Below are 18,919 nucleotides of genomic sequence, written 5' to 3' on the forward strand. Positions count from 1 at the left end.
TTCATAGTATCAATTATTATAACGTCTTCTTTCCTCTTTCGTAGTATTGCTTCATCTCTTTTTCTGGAACCATACTGCCGCCTGTCCCCCAAATAATATGTGTTCCATTTTCTAAATTTGGCTTCAGGTTTTGCTCGCTCAAATATTTTTGTCCTGCCATAGATTCAAATAATTGAACATAGCATGAGAAGCCAGCGAGAGCAGACGGTTCAAGGTAAATTCCTTCTGTATCCGCCAGCATGGCCAGGTAGGTAAATAACTTATCATCGTCGACCGTACAAATACCGCTGATCTTATTTTCAATCGTTTTCCCGATAAAGGCTGATGGTCGGCCAACTGCTAATCCATCTGCTTCTGTTTTATTATCAATGCCAAACTCCTGAACCGACACTTCATCGTGTAATCCTGTCATAAGGCCTAGCAGCATACAAGGAGAATGAGTTGGTTCGATAAAGAAGCAATGGACATGGTCTCCGAACACAAGCTTAAGACCGAATGTCACTCCTCCCGGGCCGCCGCCCACTCCACAAGGAAGATAGACAAATAACGGATTCTGATCATCCACCTTCACATTCTTTTCCTCAAGCTGTTTTTTTAAACGAAGTGCTGCTACCGAATAGCCAAGAAACAGATGTTTAGAGCTTTCATCATCAACAAAATACATATTTGGATCCTCGCTAGCCTGCTTCCGCCCATGTTCAACAGCAGCGCTAAAATCAGATGCATGCTCGACTACGACTACTCCTTTTTCTCGAAGTAAATCCTTTTTCCACTGTTTTGCATCAGCCGACATATGTACAAATACCTTAAAACCAAGCTTTGCACTCATAATCCCTATGCTTAATCCTAGGTTACCTGTCGATCCAACAGCTATAGAATAACCTGAAAAGAAATCTTTAAATCTTTGCTCCGCTAATAAGGAATAGTCATCATCCAAAGAAAGCATGTTATGTCTAAGTGCTAGCTCCTCAGCATATTTCAGCACTTCATAAATTCCGCCGCGTGCTTTAATAGAGCCTGAAATAGGCAGATGACTATCTCCTTTCAAATATAAATGACCGAGAAAATCATTCTGATAGAATGCTTCAAGCTTTTCTAGCATTTTTGGTATAAAAAAAAGCGGCGATTCAATCAATCCTTGATCCTTTGCTGTTTCCGGAAATACTTTTGCTATATACGGAGCAAATCGGGCAAGCCTTTTCTCTGCATCTATTACATCATCTATCGTTAAAGAAGTTTCTGAGTCTGATTGAAATTTAGGATTTGTCCAAAATACTTCGTGAAAGCCCGTCATCTCTGATAAAATGGGCAATTCTCTTTTCCATTCATCCAATGTTTTTCCTTGTATCATTCTTGTTGGCATATTATCACTCTTTCTGCTTTTTAAAGTAATTTTGAAGGAAGATGAGTTGTTTTACAAGATATCATGCAAAATTTTCTGATAGTAAAAAATCAGCATGGAAAATGCACCTCCCTGCTGATTTGGTTTCTATAGTTTATTTTTAATACCGCTCTGGTCTTCTGTCTTCAAATACAGGAATTTGGCTTCGTATAGAGTCGATGTGATCAAAATTAACCTCTCCAATCACAAGTTCCTCGCCTTCGCCGCCTTCTGATACAACCTCTCCCCATGGATCGATAATCATCGAATGACCTGCGAATTTGTTATTTTTATCTTCTCCGCTCCGGTTACAAGCAATAACATAGCATTGATTTTCGATTGCACGGGCTCTTAATAAGGTGCGCCAGTGATCTAACCTTTGGATCGGCCATTCTGCTACAACAAACATCGTTTTGGCCCCTTTAATAATCGGCTTTCTCAACCATTCAGGGAATCGAATATCGTAGCAAATAAAACTAGAAGAAGCTTCTCCATCTAACATAAAGAAGGTTTCATCCGTACCTGCCTTTAAGTAAAGATGCTCATCCATTAACTGAATCAAATGGAGCTTGCTGTACTCATGAACAACGTTTCCCTCTTTATCTACTACATAAAGAGTATTTAAAAACCCATCATCCGTACCCTTCGCAATGGATCCCCCGACAATTTGAAACCCATGCTTCTTAGCCTGCTCCTGAAGAAAATGAATGATATCCACTCCCTCTTTATGACCAATTTCAGGTAAACGCTCCAAATCATAACCTGTACTCCATAGCTCAGGAAGAACAACAACTGTACAATTCTCGCTCGCTGCTTTATCAAACCACTTCTCGGCAAGTTCCAAATTTTTCACCGGATCCCCGTAGGCAATATCCATTTGGACACATCCAACCTTCCACTTCATTCGAATTCCTCCTCCTATAAATATCTGACAATAGTAAACCTTACTTTTCGTTATAACATTTTCCACAGGAGTTGAAAAGATATGTCAATTTCCAAGTTTCTGATATTTTTTATAGACTACTTGGGAAGAGTCGTTCAGGAAAGCTATTTATTATCATAAGAATTAAAAAAAGAGGCAGAAGTTTAGCCTCTGCCTCTATATTTCAAATTTAGCTAATTTAAATGGTTGATCCTGCCTAAACTACCTGAACCCCTTTTTTCCATACTGATTTCACATGGTTAACCCCAAATAAATATTGTAATTCCTGATAGCTTTTCACATTCCACAGGACAACGTCTGCTTTCTTGCCTACTTCTAGTGATCCAACCTCATCCTGTCGATTAATTGCACAGGCAGCATTGTAGGTAGCAGCAGTTAAACTCTCAGCTGGTGTAAGTCTCATAGATATACAAGCTAGATTCATAACAAGCGGCATTGACGTGGTTGGAGAAGATCCTGGGTTACAGTCTGTCGAAATCGCGACAGCCACCCCGCTATCAATCATTTTTCTTCCAGCAGCAGCTTGTTCTCTTAAGTAAAGGGCTGTTGCAGGCAACAGACACGCAATAGTTCCTGATTTCGCCATTGCTTGGATTCCCTCGTCTGATGCCTTCAATAAATGCTCAGCTGAAATCGCGCCTACTTTCGCTGCTAACTCCGCTCCACCATATGGTTCAATTTCGTCTGCATGTATTTTAGGAGTCAGTCCCAATCGCTTTCCAGCCTCTAAGATACGTTCTGATTGCTCTGGGGTAAAAACTCCTTTTTCACAGAAAACATCATTGAATTGGGCTAATTTCTCTTCTGCTATTATTGGCAGCATATCTTCTATTAAATGATGGACAAATTCATCTTCTCTTCCTTTAAAATCAGGTGGGACGGCATGAGCGCCCATAAAGGTTGGAACGAGATCAATTGGATGAATCTCCTGCAGCTTTTTCATGACTTTTAATTGCTTTAGCTCCGTTTCAAGATTCATTCCATAACCGCTTTTTCCTTCTACGGTTGTAACCCCATGTTGAAGGAATGAATCAAGCCTGCGGGTTGTTTGTTCAATTAGTTCTTCCTCTGAAGCTTCACGGGTCATGCGGGTCGTCGCATGAATTCCGCCGCCCGCATTCATAATATCCATATAAGTTGCCCCTTCAAGGCGCATTTCAAATTCACGTTCACGACTGCCGCCATAGACCACATGTGTGTGCGGATCGACGAGCCCAGGAGTAACTAGATGGCCAGTAGCATCTACAATTTTCGCTTCATGCTCTCTCGACGTGTAGAGCTTTTCAAGTTCCTCCGTTGTTCCTACAGCTCCAATAACGCCATTCTCTATCCACAAGCTTCCGTCTTCAATTAATCCAAGCTCGGACATGGCCTCCTTAGAACGGGGGCCTTTTACTTTTGAAGCAAGAGTAGCCAGCTGCGTAATATGTTTAATCCAAATTGGTTTTGTCATTCTTACTCATTCCCTTTTGAAAGCATTGGGATATTTACCCCTTTTTCACGTGCCGTTTTCTCTGCTAATTCATATCCTGCATCCACATGGCGTACAACACCCATGCCCGGGTCAGTCGTTAATACACGTTCAAGCCGCGCTTCAGCTTCCTTAGTTCCATCTGCAACGATAACCATACCTGCATGTAAGGAATAGCCCATACCAACACCACCGCCATGATGAACAGAAACCCATGTTGCGCCTCCAACAGCATTGATCATAGCATTTAGAATTGGCCAGTCAGCTACAACATCTGATCCATCCTTCATTCCTTCTGTTTCTCGGTTAGGGGATGCAACTGAACCTGAATCAAGGTGGTCACGTCCAATAACAATCGGAGCCTTTAACTCGCCTTTTGCCACCATGTCATTAATGATTTTTCCAAATCGAGCACGTTCACCATAGCCTAGCCAGCAAATGCGTGAAGGAAGTCCTTGGAATTGGATTTTTTCGCGTGCCATTTTGATCCAGTTGCAAAGATGTGTGTTATAGCTAAATTCGCGTAAAATCACTTCATCTGTTTTATAAATATCTTCAGGATCACCTGAAAGAGCTGCCCAGCGGAAAGGTCCTTTTCCTTCACAGAACTGCGGACGAATATAAGCCGGGACAAAGCCTGGGAAAGCAAAGGCGTTTTCTACTCCTTCATCCTTCGCAACTTGACGGATGTTGTTGCCATAATCAAAAGTAATCGCGCCTTTTTCCATCATTTCTAGCATCGCCTTTACGTGCTTAGCCATGGATGCTTTGGACAGCTTAACATATTCTGCTGGATCAGCTTGACGTAATTCAGCAGCTGCTTCTAACGACATCCCTGAAGGAATATATCCATTCAGCGGGTCATGAGCAGAAGTTTGGTCTGTTAACACATCTGGGATAAACCCTTTAGAAATCATTTCTGGTAGAATATCACATGCATTTCCTAATAGACCGATAGACAGAGCTTTACCTGATAGTTTCGCTTCTTGTGCCCATTGAATAGCTTCATCAAGTGAGCTTGTTTTCACGTCTGTATATCGAGTTTCAATTCGGCGGTCAATTCGTGTTTCATCAACTTCAATACCAATACAAACCCCGCCGTTCATCGTAACAGCTAGCGGCTGAGCTCCACCCATTCCGCCAAGGCCAGCAGTTACTGTAATCGTATTTTTTAACGAATTGTTAAAATGCTGTTTAGCTAGCTCTGCAAATGTTTCATAAGTTCCTTGAACAATCCCTTGAGATCCGATATAAATCCAGCTTCCAGCCGTCATTTGCCCATACATCATAAGACCTTTTTTATCAAGTTCATGGAATGTATCCCAATTTGCATACGCCGGGACAATATTAGAGTTTGCTAGAAGCACACGAGGTGCATCAGTATGTGATTTAAAAATGGCTACCGGTTTACCAGATTGAATAAGCAAAGTTTCATCGTTTTCCAGTTCTTTTAATGATTTTACAATGGCATCAAAGCACTCCCAATTTCGTGCAGCTTTCCCGATTCCCCCATAAACAACTAGATCCTCTGGACGCTCAGCAACATCTTGATCTAAGTTATTCATCAGCATTCGCAGTGCTGCTTCTTGCTGCCAGCCCTTTGTATTTAATTCTGTTCCCCGATAACGGACAACCTTTTCATTTGCAATTGTTTTCATAAATACAGCCTCCTTTTATCTATATATTTATTTTATAGGGAAATTTCAGATAATTATTTATAAAATGATGCTAATTTTATAATTTATATCACAAATTTTAATTAAAATTTAAATTTTTATAATTTATTTCACACTTAATCGCAAAAAAATAAGAGCTCAGATTTAAAATCTAAGCCCCTGCTACTTACATATCATTTTGTGATTTCTCATTGTTCCTATCAGAATCTGTTTTCGTTCTTTTGACTATTTCATTTATTTCTCCTGTATCACCTTTTGCATTAATCACTTCAAATAGTTGATTTAGACCCTCACTCGTCTGGTCGATATTCTCTTTCATCATTCAGCCTCCTCATCATCATATTAATATCATTTTCCGTTTTCCCATTATTATGTTTATGATATTGATAAGAGGCAAAACTTTATGAACTTCTATAGCCAGTACGATAAGCAAACGGTGTACAACCCTCGATCTGCTTAAATTTCGCATTAAAATAGGTTTGGTGAGAGTAGCCCGTTAACCTAGCCACCTCTTCTAAAGATAAATCAGTTTCTTGAAGAAGTTGTTTCGCTTCTCTAATTCTCACTTGATGAAGCAGATTACCAAACGGTGTGCCGGATTCCTTTGAAAAACGGCGGCTCAGGGTACTTTTATTAATTCGTAGAGCCTCTGCACATGCAGCTAGATTCCATCCTGCCTCCCAATAATTAGATTCAATTAATTCCCTTGCTTTTTCAACTAAAGAATGTGGACCTTTTTGCAAAAGCTGAGCTTTCACCTGGTTAAGCAAGAGTGCCGTAAAAGCAAGAAACTCTTGCACAATTTGATAAATAACCGGAGTGTGAATAATATGTTGAAAAACATTATGATAAGCTGATTCTAACTGTGCACTTTGAAGATTATAAGACTTCATATGTCTGCGAATCTGGGCAAGCACACTTGTAAGGCGTATGCGTACCATTTCAGGGTCAGGGTATGGCTGCTCATATGTTAAAAATTCATGCTCTACCCATTCTCTAATAGCCGTTATATTTTGTTTTTCAAGCATTTCTATCCATTGCCTCTGTTCAAGCGGGGTAAGGAATGGATCCAATTCTCTTGATTGCATTTGGTTATTTTCTGCTAAAATAATATCGTACCCCTCAAAAAAGATTCTTTTCGTTAACTGTCTTGTTTCCAGATATCTATTCTTAAGAGATTTTTGGGTTGAGTCAAAATTAATAAATATAGCCAGCGGCTCGTCTATGCGCTCCTTCCACCTTGTTAAAAAGGAATGATAAACCTCCTGTAAAGCTTCAGCCTTTTCTGTTTCCTGAATACAAAGGATGAAGTCAGATAAAGCAAAAAGTTTATATTTTCCCGGTAACGGATATCGCTGTAATGCTTCATATACGAGCTGGAGGGAATCGGTATTAGGTGTTAAAAAAGCTACCATTATCATTCGTTCATCATAATGATGATCAGACAAAAAAAGATCTGGATAATCGATGCTATTTGCGTTTGTAATAACACTTGCATTTAATGAGAAGGGCTGTTCATTGCGCATTTGATAGCGGAGCTGCTGAATACGTTTTACCAAGTCGTCTGCAGAAAATGGACGGAACAATACGTCCTCCGCCCGGAACTGTAGGGCACGATAAGCTGTTTGAAAAATCCGTTCTGAAGAGATTCCCAGCCATCGAGTTTTTTGCTGTTGCATTTGATGACAAAGCCGTTCACTTTCCTTTCCCCACCTGTCCATATCCAAGATAACCAGATTGGGACGGTTCTTCTGTACAGACTGAAAAAGCTCTTCCATTGAATGAAACTGAGTCAGCTTCACCCCAGCCAAATGTGACTCAATGGTCCAACGTATTCCCTGTGCCTCTAATGAATCCTTTGCCAAAAAATAAATATCCACAGCTCTCACCTCCTGCTTTACGTCGTTCTAATCTAAGTAATAGTTATTATATCATTCTCAGTTCACGCATTTGCATTACAAAGAGAAAAAACCTGAGAAGCTAATCCCAAGCTTAATTATCGCTAATCTCGCTCCAAATAATGGAGTTATATTCGATCCATTTATTCAATTGATCCTTATTAAAATACCTTTTATTATTCATAGTAATAAACGGAATAAACCTGTAAGTTTCAAAACTCGATAATTTCTTTCTTTCAAATTCCTGTCTATTAATTACTATATTTAGCTCATCTGTCGACATGCTCAAAAATAATGCCGCCTCTTCTAATGTAAGCAAGCCTTTATCCATCATGCTATCACCAGATGATTTATCACTTTCCTGACTTTTCATGACAGAACTTAACTGAAATCCGCCATAAAAAATTGAAATGCTTAATATCAAAATGGATATTGGTAAAAAATATTTTCTCATATTCATATCCTCCGCAAAGTAATTCCTATTCTCTTTTCCAAATCCTCTCAACACCTTTTAACACTAAACGATCAAATGACAATTTATAAATATCAGGCATATCGAGCTCCTTCCAGAACTTAAAATTAAATCTGGAATCAAAGTAATTCATGATCAAAACCATTATATTTCCATGTGTGCCAATGACTATATTTTTTTCATTATATTTTTCTAGCACATGAAAAGCGGCCTTTACTCCTCTTTCTTGGCTATATAAATTAGACTCTCCTCCCTGCCAGGAAAAAGAATTGTCCTCCCATACTTTCGTAATAGCCCGCTGAAAATCCTCAACAGGTTTTTCTGATAGCATCCGTTCCTTAAAGCCTTCAACAATTTGAATCTCTTGATCTATTAAATTGGCTATCCCTTCAACGGTTTCAATTGCCCTTTTATAAGGACTTGAAATGACAAGGTCAATATTTTCCTTTTTCAGCACTTCCGTCACCTTTTGCGCATCTGCAAATCCACGTTCAGATAGCGGTCTTTGTAATTCGTCTGGGGTATAGACAGAGTGTGCGTGTCTGACAAAATAAAGATTAGTAGACAGTCTGATCCTCTCCTTATTTTAAAAAGGTCGTTTCAAGTACTTCTTCTATTATTTGGTCCTGAAAAGAGACCTTATAAGCTTTAGCATTTTGCCTAGAACTAACAATTTTACTAATGCTTTGATCTATATAATGTATAGCCGCTCCGTCATCTGCAGCTATACCTGCCTGTAACGTACCTGAGCTAATGAGCTTGTGATACGCCGGTCTTCTATCTGATTCTCCATCATAATGCGGACAATTGCTTCCCTTTAGAAAACCTAAACATGAAAGAGGTTCTAATCCATCTCCAAAAGAATCAGTCACACCTTCTTCAAACCAGCATAAAGAGCCAGCACTAATGCCCGCTAGTATTATCCCTTTATTCCAAGCCTTTCTTAAAATAGAATCGATTCCCCATTCCTTCCACAACACAAGTAAATTTCGTGTATTGCCTCCACCCACATAAATAATTTCTTTTTCCAGGAGAAAGGCCTCTAAATCCCTAGTTGGAGGCTTAAATAAAGATAAGTGAGAAGGCGTACAATTTTGTTTTTCAAAAAAAGCATAAAATCTTGATATATAATCAACTGAATCTCCACTCGCTGTAGGAAGAAAACAGACTTTTGGATGACTTGTTTCTGCCTGCTCTAATATATATAAATCTAGCAATGGATTATCTGGCTCCATAGAGAATCCACCACCGCCTACCGCAATGATTTGCCTCATCTTTTTCACCCTTAATTATATTTTTCACTTTTTTAATCGTTATAGGATAGCGAGATTACTAATATCTAATAAATATATTAGAATTATATTATATTTTTTCCAAACAATGTATGATGACTCTTTTCCTTAGCATATACATTTTAAAGATGAATATATCATTGTAGAGGTGATTGGCTTGAAAAGAGTTGGAAAAGATGAATTTATTCAAGGTTTTGTCCCTAATCACAATCATGGTTCAGTTGATTATACTTCTGTTAGTGACGGGCATGTTCATCAATGTTTAGACATTACCTCCCCTCCTATTCAGACACCTGACGGCAGTCATGTTCATTATACTGAAGGCTATGTCCTCTTTGAGGATGGGCATAACCATCATTATCAGGCATATTCCGGACCTGCCATTCCTATCGGAAACGGCATGCATGTACATTATTATGACTTTTATACAACTGAAAATGATGGACATCGGCATCGGGTACAGGGAGTAGACCAGCCGGCTCCCGGTAGTAAATAATCTTTTATATTATTTGTTCATGAAGTTAACAAGCCCAAATTTCAGCTATTTTCCAAGCGAAATTTGGGCTTTCCATTATTTAAATATTAGACTTTGAATTCACCAATTAACATTTTTAATTCTTCCGCTACTTTTGATAATGCATGGGATGAAGAAGCGATTTCCTCCATAGATGCCAGCTGCTCTTCAGTTGCAGACGACACTTCTTCTGTTCCGGTAACAGCAGTGGCAGCTACTTCGTTGACAATATTTATTGCATCGAGGATATGCTCTGAACTTGCGGCCATTTGCTGGACAGCAGATGAAACTTCAAGTATATCTCCAGCTACTTCTTTGACAGCATGTTGAATTTGCTGGAATGTATCACCTGCTATGTTCACCATGCCAATTCCTTCATTTACTTCTGTAAAAGCTTGTTCCATCGAAACAATGGCTGACTTTGTTTCACTTTGAATAGAAGTGATTAAAGCAGCTATCTTCTGTGCAGATCCTGAAGATTGTTCTGCTAGTTTACGTACTTCATCTGCCACAACAGCAAACCCTCGACCGCTATCTCCTGCTCGTGCTGCTTCAATCGCTGCATTCAGGGCAAGCAAATTTGTTTGAGCAGAAATATCCGTGATAACCTCTATAATAGATCCGATCTCCTTTGAACGCTCTCCCAATCTTCTAACTGTATCTCCTAATAATGATACGGTTTGGTTAATCGAATTCATTTGCCCGATTGCATTTGAAATGGTTTCATTTCCTTCATAAGCTTTTTCAGAAGTCATCAGTGCTGAATCTGATACTCGTTGGGCATTGTCGGCAATTTGACGTACACCTTCAGACATTTCATTGATGGTTTTCTTCGTTTCTCCGACGCTATGAACCTGCTGTTCCGTTCCAGCTGCTAATTCTTGAATAGTACTTGCAATATGTTCTGTAGCTTTATTCGTCATTTCAGTACTTGCTGTTAATTCCTCAGCAGAGGCTGCAACATGTTCGGAAGTTTGGGAAACTTGTTTAATTAATCCTTGTATCCCATTTATCATACTGTTAAATGATTCGGTTAACAGTCCAATTTCATCTTTAGTCTCCACTTTTCCCTGGACGGTAAAATCACCTTTCTCCGCCTTTGACATAAGATTCTGAATTTCCTTAACAGGATTAGTTATAATCTTAATTATCACAAATCCTATACCCGTAAAGAGGATGGCTGCGAGTAAGGAAACAAACAGCATAATCATCGTTGCCTGGTTTTTCATTTCTACATTTTTTTGATTTAATTGTTCAGAGGCTGTAATATTGCTGTCGCTAATTACATCGGAATATCCGCTAACCGCTACTCTTACACTATTAAGCTGTGTTGAATAATTGGTATAGGCCTCTTGAGATTTACCGGCTAAAGCTAATTTTGCTATATCATTAAGTTCCCTTTCGTAGGCTTTAAGATGTTCTTGTAAGTGACTAAAGTTTTGTTTTGCATCACCAACTAGACCAGTATCTTCATATTCTTTCAAAAGCTGATTATTTTGCTGGAATCTCTCTGTAATTTTTGTTTCTAAATCAACTTGCTTAGCTCGATCATCAGTAATAATCAACTCTAACACAAATGAATCAAGTGCCCGCATATTATTTCGGATGAGGTTAATCGTTTTAATTGGAATTAGCCTATCGGTATACATTTCCTTTGTATTTTTAGACATTTGGCTCATATATATATAACCGATAGCACTGATACTGATTAAAAAAATAATAGAAGTAATAACTAAAATAAATAACTTATTTTTAATTTTTAAATTTTTAATAAACTTCATATTCCCCCTCCTTTTCCACTTAATTTTCACATAATCTACTTAATTATACGAATAATTCGACAAAGATAGGAGTCTTTCCTGCTTTTTTCTACATATTTTAGGCAGAATGTATTGAGTCTATGGTATTAATTTTACTTAATTTATTTTTGGCACAAAAAAATTGAGAGTCTGCAAGATTTGCAAACTCTCAATTTGATGAATATCTATTAATACGAAACATATTTAAGAGGATTCACCGCATTTGTACGGCTTCCATTCCAGCCTCCGTGATGAATTTCAAAATGAAGGTGTGGCCCAGTTGAATGACCGGTACTGCCCATATAGCCAAGCATTTGTCCTTTTTCAACACTCTGGCCGTTTGAAACACTAAGACTTTCCATATGTCCATATACTGTTGTCATAACTTGTCCATCGATAACGTGTGTAATCATGACGACATTACCGTAGCTGCGGTCATAATTAGCACGAATAACCGTACCAGAGGCAGCTGCTACAATCGGCACAGATCCAGTTCTTCCGCCTTTTCCGATATCAATACCTGAATGGAAGGTTCCCCAACGCTGGCCGAAGCCTGAAGTAAGACTGCCTGTTGTCGGGTTCATGAATGTTCCATTCGTCACTGTCGGCATTTGGCCCACAGTTCCATTCGCCGCTTGTTTTTTCCGTTGTTCCTCTAGCTCACGCTGTCTTTTATTCCAAGCTTCTATCTCACGCTTAATTGCTTTTTCTTGAGCAGCAAGGATGGCTTCCTGATCTTCAAGCTCATGGAGCTCCTCATGCATTTTTTCTTCTTGTGCATTTAAATGAGCAAGAAGCTTATTCTTTTCAGCCACTTGCACTTGTAGCTTTTTCTTCATTTCTTCAAGCTGAGCTTTCTTCTGATTTAAATCATCAAGCTGCTTTTTCATTTCAGCTTCCTTCTGATCAAGGACAGCTTTATCCTCTTGATGAGTTCTTAACAAGTCTCTATCAGCCTGCATAAACGTTGTTACCGCACTTACTCGAGTGATAAAATCACCAAAGTTCTGCGCCCCTAATAATACGTCTAGATAGCTAATGACTCCTCCATTTTCCTGTATGGAGCGAACACGCTCCTTAAGAAGCTCGTCCCGTTTCTGAATCTGGTCCTTTAGAATAGCTATTTCCTCTTGAAGCTTCTGTATTTCAGTTTTTGCTTCTTCAATTTGGGCTTCCTTTTCTCTAATTTGAGTATTTGTATCTGCTACAGCAAAGTCTAGCTTTTTGATTTCAGCTGCCGTTGCAGCCTGTTCTGCATTGATCTGGTCAACTTTGCTTTGGGTATCACTTATCTCTGATTGAATAGTTGACCGTTTATTTTGAACATCTTTTTTCTTATTTTCCAGCTGTTTATTTGTCTGAACTGCATAAGCCGTATTAGAAACTGGAGAAAATAAACTGCCGTAGCCAACGATGAATCCAATTCCTAGAATGAGAAATTTCCGTTTCAAGTGTCCGTTTCTCCCTTCTATTTATCATTTTTGCTTTTATGTAAAAAATTTCTGGTAATCAATTATTCTTAAAAGTCATAACTTGTCAGGTTAGATGGTTCATAATGTTATAGATTGTAGAATTATAAGAAAGGATTCTGTGGAAAATATTCGCAATAATGGTCAATTTTTGTCCTATAATTGTACATTTTATATTATAGCATTGTCCCAGTAAAAATTAATCCCGAAAATTATTACAAATACATTTCAAAAATGAAGGTTCTTGTCGAATAGTGATAAATGAAGCTCTTTCTCTTTTACCGCTGACTATAAGGGTCTAAAAAACAAAAAACCGCCAAGCGTAGCTTGACGGAACTTAAATATTAATTGAACTGATTGTCCTCGCGTTGAATAAACATATATTTCTTCAACGTTTCGAGCTCTTGTTTTAATTGTAAGTTTTCTTTTTGTATAGCTGTAAGGCGATCATTTCCTAGTAATTCACTGTCATTTTTGGGAGGCTTGAGAGATACTTTGTACCATATCTTCCCGTCAGGAGCTTGTTTCGGCATACTTGTATTTAAACTAGCCTTTGGGTAATTTCTTTTAATGTACTCTGTTTCTTCATCCGATAAACGTAATTCTCTAATTTTTACTCCATCACCAAATGATTCTTCCAAAAACTCTTTAAACTTTTCCGCTTCATTCAGCTTCAAAACGAACCCTCCCTTAAGAATAAAATAAACCTTTAAATGATTAAGGCTTGCCCAACTTGATTGGATTCTTAACAATGCCACCGGAGTATTCAATTGACTTTTCTACAAGAACATCCATGGCATCGATGCAATATTTCATCACTTCAGCATTCAAGCTCAAACATGATAGCTCAGTACATGCAAGAATGACACAGCAGCAATTCTCTTTGAATACAAGATCTTTGATGATTTGTTCAATGACAGCCTCATCTATGTGTAAATCACTTTTAATATTATATATTGTATTCATCACTTGCTCTTGAGAGACCTGATTAGGGGTATATAATTCCATATTATAGTTTTTACATCCCTGCTTATAGATCCCGCTTTGTACTGTTCCATTTGTTGCCAGTATAGCCACTTTACTATGGTCTCCATGTTTTTTATGGATTTCCTTACATGTCTCATCGACCATATTAATTATTTTAATCTTTGACATCTCCTGCATCTGATCGTAGAAAAAATGCGATGTATTACATGGAATAGCAATATGCTCAACACCTGCTGCTTCTAGAAGTCTAAAATCCTTCTCCACAGCATTTAAAAATAATTCTTCTTTATTTTCCAGAATTACACTCGTCCGATCAGGTAATGTAGCATGGTTCAGGATCACCATATTAATGTGCTCTTGGTCACAATTTGCCACAGTATTTTCGATCACTTTTTCAAAAAAGACAGATGTGGCCATTGGCCCCATTCCACCTATTACTCCTAAGCTTTTCTTTCCCATGATTCATCCTTCTTATTGTAATGACTTTTATCCGTATTTTATCAGAAAATGAAAAGCAAAAGAAATATCTTAGGTAAAGAGATTTTCTTTTGCTTTCACTGCTTACTTTTCATTTTTGACGACGGTCATTGCATGACTTCCAAGTTCTTGATAGCTTTTGAAAAATGCATCTATGTTATAGGTCATTTGTCCTTTTAACGGATTCATAACATGAACACTCTTTTCATCATAACCATTTAATACGACTGCATGTAAATTAACAGGTGCCGTAAATTTCTCGCCTGTATCATTTAAATACCAAGAATAATTTAATCTTGGTTTCCCAAGATCTAAGGTTACCCAAATAACAACAGGGATGCCTTTGTTAAGCTGATTAATAATTTCTTCTCTTGAACTTCCGCTTATATCTTTTGTTTGCAGCTCTGCTCCTGCAGCGACAGAGTATTTTTCTGCAGCTTGAATAATTGGAGGAGCATAACTGAAAAATCCGCCAGTCTGACTCCTAGGATTACCTGCATATGCCTTTAATGGATTAGCTCCATATCTGCGATTATTTTTTGATGAAAAAGGCTGCTTTGGTAAATATTTATCGGCCATCTCAGTTTTTGAAACTTCAAAACCGTAAGTATTTAAAATCGCTGTTAAGGACGTAATTTCACAGCCGTGCGGTAGCTCCGGCAATTGTTTTACCATTTTCACAGGAATAAAGACCTCTGTTATTTTCAGCTGTCCTTCTTTAGTCCAATCATACTTTTTAACATAAGTGGGAACATTGAGTTTTGTAATAGAGTCTATTCCTGTGAAATCCACTTCTGAATTCACTTTACTGCTCACTCTTGAGTGATTATTTACCATGTTCATTGTCAAATAAACGACAAATACAAGGACTATAAAAGTAGTGCCTACTACTATTTTCTTCACTTATATCTATCCCCTATTAAAGTTATAAAGAAGGTTTTCCTATGAAAATTCTTTCCTGATCTTCGCTGCTATTTCTTTATCCCTCTAATTAGGGGATGTTGTGCAAGGCACTTCCGCTTTTCTAATCACATTTCTTTAAAAAACTTTTTATACCATACTAGGAATACGTAGACTGTCCAAATATAACGGGCGTAGTTGTGCTTCTTTGTATAGTGTTCTTCTAAATATCTCAATAGTTCATCGGTATTGAAGAATTCCTTCGCAATATCTGACTCGAACATTTCTTTAACGATCTTATAATATTTCTCTTCTTGCAGCCAGAAACGGATTGGTACCGGGAACCCAACCTTTGGTCGATTTGCCCATTCATCTGGGAGTACCTCACTCGAAGCAGCACGCAATGCATATTTCGTATCTTTACGGTTCACGCGAAGAGAGCTTGGTAATTTGGACGCCATTGACATGACTTCCTTATCTAAGAATGGAACCCTTAATTCAATAGAATGAGCCATACTCATTTTATCCGCTTTTAAAAGAATATCACCGGGCAGCCAAAGCTTTAGATCCAGATATTGCATTTTCGTTACATCATCTTTTCCTTTAACCTGGTCAAATACTTGTTTCGTAATACTTTGTACAGAAGGACCGTTTTTATACTCACCCTTTAATACATTAAATGCATCTTCTTCTTCAAAAACCTTAGCTTGTCCGATAAACTTCTCTTCAATCTTCTGTCCGCCTTTTACTAGGAACGTCGTTATTTTGTTTTGCGGAAGAGCGCTGCTAATTTTAGATAGCGCACGGCGAATAAAGAAAGGAACCTTTTCATATTTTTCAAGTTTCTCTGATTTCTGATACCAAACATAGCCGCCGAAAATTTCATCCGCACCTTCTCCAGACAAGACAACCGTTACATGCTCTCTAGCTAATTTGGATAGGAAGTATAAAGGAACCGATGATAAATTCGACTGCGGTTCATCCATATGATATTGAATCGTCGGAAGTGTTTCAAAACATTCATCCGCATTCATTAGTTTGCTATAGTTTTCAATGCTAAGAATGTCCGAAAGTTCCTTTGATAAATTTGTTTCGTTGAAGATTCCTTCATAATCTTTAAAACCAATTGAGAATGTTTTATTAGGCTTTAATAAAGCCGTAATATAGCTGGAATCAATTCCGCCCGATAAGAAGGATCCAACTTTAACATCACTAATTTTGTGATAGTCAACTGATTCTCTCATCGTGCTATTAATTTCTTTAATATAATGATCTAAGCTATTTTCTTGTTCATTGAAATTAACATTCCAATACTGTTTCATTTCTAATTTGCCTTGTTTATAGATCATGCAATGACCAGGCTTAAGCTTATACACACCTTTAAAGAAAGTTTCATCCAAAACAGAATATTGAAAGGTTAAATAAGGCATTAATGCATCTTTATTTAATTCTTTTTTGAAAGATGGATTCTTTAAGAATGATTTAATTTCGGAACCAAAGATTAATGAGTTATCTGTTGTGTTTTGTGTATAGTAAAGAGGTTTAATACCGAAGAAATCACGTGCAAGGAGCATGGTTTCTTTTTTTGTATCCCAAATAGCAAAAGCAAACATACCTCTTAGCTTTTGCAGCAAGTCTACTCCATATTCTTCATAACCATGGATTAATACTTCACTATCAGAGTCTGTTTTGAAAATATGGCCTTTTGCTAACAGATCTTTTTTCAATTCTTGATAGTTATAGATTTCCCCGTTAAAAATTAACACACAGCTTTTATCTTCATTAAACATCGGCTGACTAGCTTCTTCAGATAAATCAATAATACTTAGGCGTCTAAAGCCAAAAGCAACCTGTTCATCTGTATAAGACTCTCCGCTGTCAGGACCTCTGTGGATGATTGTGTCCATCATATCATTTATTATTTTTTTCTTGTCTAATTCTGGGTTAGTATGAGCAAAACCAACGAAACCGCACATTTTATATCACCTTTATATTAAATTTAAAAGGGGGAACGTACCTTGTCTGTCCCCCGTTCCAGATATGATTTTACACCATTTCTTTTTGACCTGATACACGATTGCGCAGAGGAAGGAATAATTTTTCCTTTGAAATATCCTTCTTCAGCTTTTCAATTTGATGTAAGGCAATTTCAGCCCCAGGGTCCATTCCCTGGCAGCCTGCAAGCAGGATTAGGTCTCCCTTTTCTGCTCTCGCTATAGCCTTTTCAATCGCATCAGGAAGTTCATCGTATAGCTGAACCTTAATATTAGCTTGGTCCATAACCTCTTCAAACACTTGCTGCTCTTCGTCTGTCACCTTATCCTTAGACGTGACATGAGATACACTCTTCGTTGCAATTACCTTATCAAAGCCAAGCTTCGGTGCCCAACTTGCAATCGTTTCAGCATTTTCGCGGTTAACGGTCGGACCTCTTTCTCCTCTTATTGCATACACTAGATGGAGCTTTTTATATTCCATATACTTCAATGTTTCTAGCGTCACATTGATATTTCCCGCATTCGCAAAATGATCATCAATAATTTTGAAGTCATCTTCAAAAATAAATTCAAAACGGCGCTCTACTCCGCCAAAGGTTTTTAGTGTTTTTTGAATGGTAGAAACAGATACATTTGAAAGCAGCGCTACTGTAATAGCAACCATCGCATTATAAACTGAGTGAAGTCCAGGAACAGCCAGCTCCACATCAAATTCCCCTGGAATATATTCAGTATCATACGCTTTAAATGGCTTTAGAATTTCTACCGTAAACTTTGCCCGTCCAGTTGATAAATCTAAATTTTTGCAATGAATATGCCCTTCCTTGCTTTTCAAGCCAAATGTAATCACTTGAGCCTTTGTTACATTAACTAGAGAAGCAGAATAAGGACAATCCAAATTTAAAACAGCATAGCTATTTTTACCGGCATTTCTAATTAAACTTGATTTTACTTCAAAATATTTTTCAAAAGAACCATGTGAATCAATGTGTTCACGGCTTACATTATTAAGCGAAACGATGTCATAATCTACTTGTTCCACACGGTGCATTTCAAGAGCTTGGGATGAAACCTCCATGCTTACGTGAGAAACATTATGCTGGACCATTTCATTTAGATAGTACTGTAAATCTAAAGATTCCGGTGTTGTTAGTTCAGACGGAATAGATGTATCATCAATTTTAATGGAGACTGTACCTATTAACCCCGTTTTAAAGCCTTCATTTTCTAAAATGGCATTGGTCATATAAGAGGTAGTCGTTTTTCCATTTGTGGCTGTAATGCCTATCATCTTCAGCTTTTTAGACGGATTGTCATAAAATGCTGCACCTAATCTCGCTAATGAAATTCGGCTATCTTCCACTAAGTATTGCGGAATATCAATTCCTTCCTGGAATTCCTCTACAACAGCCGCAACTGCACCATTCTTCACAGCTTGCGCTAAATATTTATGACCGTCCGTTTTATATCCTCGCACACAAACAAAAAGGTGTCCATTAGTAACCTTTTGGGAATGGTATGAAACGCCGTAAATAGTTAAATCTTGATCATTTAATGATTCTTTTACTTCTATTGATTGAAGGAGTGTTTCCAGCTTCATTCGTTTCTACCTCTTTTCTGCGTCCCAGTTTGACCGCTTTTTC

General features: G+C 37.9%; 17 protein-coding genes and 1 pseudogene. 1 reads left to right on the forward strand and 17 read right to left on the reverse strand.

What is annotated here, in order from left to right; genetic code table 11:
- Positions 1 to 16: 16 nt before the first annotated feature.
- The 9 genes from H0173_RS04620 to H0173_RS04660 all read right to left on the reverse strand — a co-directional run bounded on the left by H0173_RS04620 (position 17) and on the right by H0173_RS04660 (position 9,115).
- Complete coding sequence (locus H0173_RS04620; protein WP_221845265.1) at positions 17 to 1,351, reverse strand: D-serine ammonia-lyase; 1,335 nt, start codon at positions 1,349 to 1,351, stop codon at positions 17 to 19.
- A 151-nt stretch (positions 1,352 to 1,502) separates the two neighbouring features.
- Complete coding sequence (locus tag H0173_RS04625) at positions 1,503 to 2,339, reverse strand: carbon-nitrogen family hydrolase (protein ID WP_396021182.1); 837 nt, start codon at positions 2,337 to 2,339, stop codon at positions 1,503 to 1,505.
- A gap of 181 nt (positions 2,340 to 2,520) precedes the next feature.
- Entirely contained in the window at positions 2,521 to 3,777 is a 1,257-nt protein-coding gene (gene hutI / locus H0173_RS04630; RefSeq protein WP_221845105.1) for an imidazolonepropionase, read from the reverse strand.
- Positions 3,778 to 3,779: 2 nt separating this feature from the next.
- Complete coding sequence (hutU, locus tag H0173_RS04635; protein WP_221845106.1) at positions 3,780 to 5,453, reverse strand: urocanate hydratase; 1,674 nt, start codon at positions 5,451 to 5,453, stop codon at positions 3,780 to 3,782.
- Between the two features lie 184 nt (positions 5,454 to 5,637).
- Positions 5,638 to 5,790, reverse strand: a complete 153-nt coding sequence (locus H0173_RS04640; RefSeq protein ID WP_221845278.1) for a hypothetical protein — start codon at positions 5,788 to 5,790, stop codon at positions 5,638 to 5,640.
- Positions 5,791 to 5,872: 82 nt separating this feature from the next.
- The gene (locus H0173_RS04645; RefSeq protein WP_221845107.1) at positions 5,873 to 7,351 is read right to left on the reverse strand and encodes a response regulator transcription factor; all 1,479 of its coding nucleotides are present in this window, start codon (positions 7,349 to 7,351) and stop codon (positions 5,873 to 5,875) included.
- A 112-nt stretch (positions 7,352 to 7,463) separates the two neighbouring features.
- Positions 7,464 to 7,823: a hypothetical protein gene (locus H0173_RS04650; protein ID WP_221845108.1), complete on the reverse strand. Its 360-nt coding sequence runs from the start codon at positions 7,821 to 7,823 to the stop codon at positions 7,464 to 7,466.
- Positions 7,824 to 7,848: 25 nt separating this feature from the next.
- Positions 7,849 to 8,415, reverse strand: coding sequence for a histidine phosphatase family protein (locus H0173_RS04655; protein ID WP_396021183.1), 567 nt, complete (start codon positions 8,413 to 8,415; stop codon positions 7,849 to 7,851).
- Between the two features lie 7 nt (positions 8,416 to 8,422).
- Positions 8,423 to 9,115: a Type 1 glutamine amidotransferase-like domain-containing protein gene (locus tag H0173_RS04660; protein WP_221845109.1), complete on the reverse strand. Its 693-nt coding sequence runs from the start codon at positions 9,113 to 9,115 to the stop codon at positions 8,423 to 8,425.
- A 175-nt stretch (positions 9,116 to 9,290) separates the two neighbouring features.
- Between H0173_RS04660 and H0173_RS04665 the strand changes: the two genes are divergently transcribed.
- Positions 9,291 to 9,629, forward strand: a complete 339-nt coding sequence (locus tag H0173_RS04665; RefSeq protein WP_221845111.1) for a YmaF family protein — start codon at positions 9,291 to 9,293, stop codon at positions 9,627 to 9,629.
- An 86-nt stretch (positions 9,630 to 9,715) separates the two neighbouring features.
- Here H0173_RS04665 and H0173_RS22640 read toward each other — a convergent pair whose 3' ends face one another.
- From H0173_RS22640 to H0173_RS04700, 8 genes and pseudogenes are all read right to left on the reverse strand, one after another.
- Complete coding sequence (locus H0173_RS22640; RefSeq protein ID WP_396021184.1) at positions 9,716 to 10,663, reverse strand: methyl-accepting chemotaxis protein; 948 nt, start codon at positions 10,661 to 10,663, stop codon at positions 9,716 to 9,718.
- A pseudogene (locus tag H0173_RS22645) lies at positions 10,658 to 11,428 on the reverse strand (MCP four helix bundle domain-containing protein); the annotation flags it as partial. The gene H0173_RS22640 and the pseudogene H0173_RS22645, both read right to left, overlap by 6 nt.
- Before the next feature lie 206 nt (positions 11,429 to 11,634).
- Positions 11,635 to 12,897 (reverse strand): murein hydrolase activator EnvC family protein, encoded by a 1,263-nt coding sequence (locus tag H0173_RS04675; RefSeq protein ID WP_221845115.1) that lies wholly within the window; start codon positions 12,895 to 12,897, stop codon positions 11,635 to 11,637.
- Positions 12,898 to 13,259: 362 nt separating this feature from the next.
- Positions 13,260 to 13,592, reverse strand: coding sequence for a hypothetical protein (locus H0173_RS04680; protein ID WP_221845117.1), 333 nt, complete (start codon positions 13,590 to 13,592; stop codon positions 13,260 to 13,262).
- 40 nt (positions 13,593 to 13,632) lie between these two features.
- Positions 13,633 to 14,361: a cysteate racemase gene (cuyB, locus tag H0173_RS04685; RefSeq protein ID WP_221845119.1), complete on the reverse strand. Its 729-nt coding sequence runs from the start codon at positions 14,359 to 14,361 to the stop codon at positions 13,633 to 13,635.
- 102 nt (positions 14,362 to 14,463) lie between these two features.
- Positions 14,464 to 15,282, reverse strand: a complete 819-nt coding sequence (locus H0173_RS04690; RefSeq protein WP_221845121.1) for a C39 family peptidase — start codon at positions 15,280 to 15,282, stop codon at positions 14,464 to 14,466.
- A 125-nt stretch (positions 15,283 to 15,407) separates the two neighbouring features.
- The gene (asnB, locus tag H0173_RS04695) at positions 15,408 to 17,255 is read right to left on the reverse strand and encodes an asparagine synthase (glutamine-hydrolyzing) (RefSeq protein ID WP_221845123.1); all 1,848 of its coding nucleotides are present in this window, start codon (positions 17,253 to 17,255) and stop codon (positions 15,408 to 15,410) included.
- A gap of 70 nt (positions 17,256 to 17,325) precedes the next feature.
- Entirely contained in the window at positions 17,326 to 18,876 is a 1,551-nt protein-coding gene (locus tag H0173_RS04700) for a Mur ligase family protein (RefSeq protein ID WP_221845125.1), read from the reverse strand.
- Positions 18,877 to 18,919: the final 43 nt, after the last annotated feature.

It is taken from the genome of Bacillus sp. S/N-304-OC-R1, assembly GCF_019749375.1.
Lineage (GTDB): Bacteria > Bacillota > Bacilli > Bacillales > Cytobacillaceae > Cytobacillus.